Origin of the sequence: Azospirillum sp. B506 (assembly GCF_000333595.1) — a bacterium.
Taxonomy (GTDB): domain Bacteria; phylum Pseudomonadota; class Alphaproteobacteria; order Azospirillales; family Azospirillaceae; genus Azospirillum.
Genome location: NZ_BADK01000704.1, coordinates 1 through 4,424 on the forward strand (window position 1 = coordinate 1; position 4,424 = coordinate 4,424).

Here is a 4,424-nt window from a genome sequence, read left to right on the forward strand (position 1 = left end):
CGCCCGTAACGCCATGGCCGGCCGCCCAAACCGCAGCGCCTCCCTTCAGACCGTGCCGCTCCATGCGGTCGAAGCCGATCCGGCCCTCGTCAGCCTCGACAAGGTGAAAGCGATCCTGGCGCCGCTTGACCGTGCGCAGAAGTCCAAACTGTTCGAGCTTGTCCAGGCCGGTCATCTGGAAGACGACCAGATGACCGTGGAGGTCGGGCGCCTGATCGTCGCCATGCTGAACGGACCACGCACCGAACATGCGCGCCGCATCTGGACCGGCTGGTTCGATCCGGTGATGCTGCGCACCGATTCGCTGATGCTGGCGGAAAGCCGGCCGCCCGGCTGCATGCATGTGGTCGACGCCAGCGCCTGGTGGTTCGCCCTGCTGCCGCATCTGCGCGAACTGGCCGGACGGGTGCAGGCCGACATCGCCGCCCGCGCCAGCGAACATCCGCTCGACGGCGTCCTCGCCTCTCCCGCCGCGGCAGAGTGGGCGGAGGAGCTTCGGGTCCGCTCGCTGGCGATCCTGCGCCAGCGCGGCGGGGCCGGACCGCTGTTGGCCACGGCCAACGCCGAACGGGTGATCCTGCTGCAAAAGCGCGGGCTGGCGGGTGTTTCCCCCCTGTCGATGGGCGATCTGGCGATGCTGGACGCCATGCTGGGGCATGCGCCGCTGTGGAGGGGGGCGGTCCGTCCGCGCGACACCATCGGCCTGTTGCACGCCGTGTCGACGATGGCCGGAAGCGGCAGCACGGAAGGAGCGATGCAATATGCGCTGGCCCTGCTGAACGGGTCGCGCGATCCCGATCAGGCGCTGGCGCTCTATGGCATGTCCCCCAATCCGGTTCTGGTGGAGGCGGCGATCGGCCATGTGCAGTTCGCCTGGCAATGCCTGCGCCAGAAGCTGGAGGATTTGCATCTCGGCCGCCCCGCCCCGCCGCAGCTGACGGCCGGCGAGACGGTGGACCGGCTGCAGGAGCGCGCCTTTCGCTGGTACGATGCGCTGCAGGGCTTCGGTGTCGAGCGGGGCGGACGCAACTGGGCAGCGGTGGGCACCGCCGTCGGCCGGGTGACCGGGCTGGTGGAAGGAGAGGTGGTGCCGGTGCTGAGCCACCGGCTGCTGACGCTCAACGCCAGCAGTTCCACCCGTCTGCTGATCGCCCCGGTGCGCTTCATCAACGGCTTCAACCACCGCCTGCGCCGCCGCGGCATCGCCGCCTCCACCAACCCGTGGCTGACCGCCATCGGCGAGCATCTGGCCGGGCTCTTCCGCCAGATCGGTGCGTACGACCGCGAAGACGCGCTGTCCACCATGGCCGAACTGTGCGAACTGGCGGAAGAAACCGGCTATCCCATCGAAGTGACGGCCATCGACCGGACGCTGATGGGCATTGCGGAGCGGGCTCTGCGCGACGGGCGTGAACTGGATTCCGGGGAAAACAAGCTGATCGAGCGCGTCGTGACGGTCGCCACCGAAGAACGCCGCCGCTGCCGCTGGTGGGTGTCGGGCGAACTCATCAGCCTGCTGGACGCCGCCCAGCAGCGCGGCATCGGTCCGGCACCGCGGTAAGCCACCGGATCATGACGATGGCTTGATCCCGGATTTCATGGTGGCAAGCGTCGGTTGGGTGCGGTTGCGCACACCGAGCCGCCGCGTCACCGTTCGCAGTGGCAGGTGGATGGTGGGAACCGGACGGCGTCCAGCGGGTTGGATTCGATTGGAACGGCAAAACCGCCACCCAGAAGCCCCCCAAATGCCGGAACATTCCCCCATGAGTATCGACTGCTCGCTGGGGAACAACACCCCGGCCAGCCCGCATCTGAAATAGGAGGCCGCCATCGTCGCGGGCGTGGCGAAAGCGACCCTGCGGCCCAATCCGAGGGTGATGTGGGACGTGTGGGTGGCCGATTACAGCCGCATCCGCGCCCTGATCGAGACTACCCGGAAATGAACCCGCTGATTCCGCTGTGGTATCACGACGAGGCGTCGAAGACGCCCGCCGCGAAGGGCGTGCCGGTGCGGATCGTGGCGTAGGGCGCAACTGGAATCCCCTCTCCCCGGGGGGAGAGGGGGATACTCGTCCCCCTCAGTGCGCCTCTTCCCAATTGTCGCCGATCCCGGCTTCCGCCACCAGCGGCACGCCGAGATGCGCCGCCCCCTCCATCACCGCGCGCACGATCCGCGCGGCCTCCTCGGCCTCCGCTTCCGGCACCTCGAACAGCAGTTCGTCATGCACCTGCAGCAACATCCGCGCCTCGCTGCCGGCGGCGGCCAGCGCGCCCGGCATGCGGTTCATCGCGCGCTTCATGATGTCGGCGGCCGTGCCCTGGATCGGGGCGTTGATCGCCTGACGCTCGGCGAAGGCGCGGCGGGCGGCGTTCTTCTCCTGGATGCCGGGCATGTAGCAGCGGCGGCCGAACAGCGTCACCACATAGCCATGCTGGCGGGCGAAGGCCTTGGTTGCCTCCATCCACACCTTCAGCTCGTGGAAGCGCTCCAGATAGGTCTTGATGAAGGCGTTGGCCTCCCCCGGCGCGATGCCAAGCTGGCGGCCCAACCCGAAACCGGAGATGCCGTAGATGATGCCGAAATTGATCGCCTTGGCCTTGCGGCGGATGTCCGGCGTCATCTGCTCCAGCGGGATGCCGAAAACCTGCGCGGCGGTGGCGGCGTGAATGTCCAGACCGTCGCGGAAGGCGTCCTTCAGCGCCTGGATGTTCGCCATCTCCGCCACCAGACGCAGCTCGATCTGCGAATAATCGACGCTCAGCAGCTTGAAGCCGGGCGACGCCACGAAGGCGCGGCGGATCTTCTTGCCCTCCTCCGTCCGCACCGGGATGTTCTGCAGGTTCGGATCGGTGGAGGACAGGCGGCCGGTGTTGGTCGCTGCCAGCGCGAAGGCGGTGTGGACGCGGCCGGTGACCGGCGAGATCTTCTCCTGAAGCGCGTCGGTGTAGGTGCTCTTCAGCTTGGCGAGCTGGCGCCAGTCGAGAACGCGCTGGGCGATGGTATGGCCCTGCTCGGACAACTCCTCCAGCACGCTGCTGTCGGTGGAATAGGCGCCGGTCTTGCCCTTTTTGCCGGTGCCGAGCTTGAGATTGTCGAACAGGATTTCGCCCAGTTGCTTGGGCGAGCCGATGTTGAAGCTCTGGCCGGCAAGCGCGTGGACATCCTTCTCGATCTCGACGAGGCGCTCGGACAGACTCTTCGACAGGTCGGACAGCGCCGTCTTGTCGATGCGGACGCCGGCCCGCTCCATGTCGGCCACCACCGGGACCAGCGGGCGGTCGAGCGTCTCGTAGACGGTCACCATGCGGTCGTCCACCAACCGCGGCTTCAGCAGCGTCCACAGGCGCAGCGTGATGTCGGCGTCCTCGGCGGCATAGGCCAGCGCCTTGTCCAGCGGCACACGGTCGAAGGTGATCTGGTTCTTGCCGGTGCCGCAGACCTCCTTGAAGGGAATCGGCGTGTAGGCGAGATGCAGCTCCGCCAGCTCGTCCATGCCATGGCCGTGCGAACCGCCCTCCAGCACATAGGAGATCAGCATGCTGTCGTCCACCGGCGAAACGGCGATGCCGTTGCGGGCGAACAGCTGGTGGTCGAACTTGAAGTTGTGACCGATCTTCAGGACCGACCGGTCCTCCAGCACGTCCTTCAGGATCGCCATCGCCTCGCCGGTCGGGATCTGTGCCGGCGGCGGCGGAGCGTCGAAGTCGAGCTGGCCGGCGGCGGCGGCTCCCTCCGCCTTGTGGGCGAGCGGGATGTAGCAGGCGATGCCCGGTTCGGTCGAGAGCGAGACGCCAACCAGCGTGGCGGTGGCCGGTGTCAGGCTGTCGGTCTCGGTATCGACCGCCAGCACGCCGGTCTCGCGTGCCCGCTCGACCCAGCGACGCAGCGCGTCGGCGTCCTGCACCAGCTCGTAGCGCACCTCCGGCACGGTCAGCACCGTCTTGCGGGCCGGGCGGTCCTCCCCGGACGGGCTGGCGGCCGGGACCGGAGACGTCGCGGCGGGCGTGGGTACGGACCCGGGAGGCGGAAGCGCACCGCCGGCCCCGTCGGCAATGCGCCCGTCCTTCTGCATCTCCATCTCGACGCGGGAGACGATGCTGCGGAAGCCCTGGGCGCGCAGGAAGTCGATCAGACGCTGGTGGTCCGGCTCGCGCACGCGCAACTCGTCGAGCGGCTTGGGCGGCGGCACCCGATCGTCGAGCAGGACCAGACGGCGGGAGACGCGGGCGAGATCGGCGAACTCGATCAGCTTCTGGCGGCGGGCCGGCTGCTTGATCTGCCCGGCATTGGCCAGCAGCGCTTCCAGGTCGCCATATTCGGTGATCAGCTGGGCGGCGGTCTTCACGCCGATGCCGGGCACACCGGGGACATTGTCGACGCTGTCGCCGGCGAGCGCCTGCACGTCGACCACTTCTCCGGCGGA

The 4,424-nt window shown here is 68.3% G+C and carries 2 protein-coding genes; one reads left to right on the forward strand and one right to left on the reverse strand.

What is annotated here, in order from left to right; genetic code table 11:
- The coding region (locus tag I71_RS21065; protein ID WP_307189017.1) for a hypothetical protein at nt 1–1,561 on the forward strand (1,561 nt) is incomplete at its 5' end.
- A gap of 517 nt (nt 1,562–2,078) precedes the next feature.
- Here I71_RS21065 and polA read toward each other — a convergent pair.
- Nucleotides 2,079–4,424: DNA polymerase I (gene polA / locus I71_RS21070; protein WP_042697633.1), on the reverse strand; the 2,346-nt coding region annotated here is incomplete at its 5' end.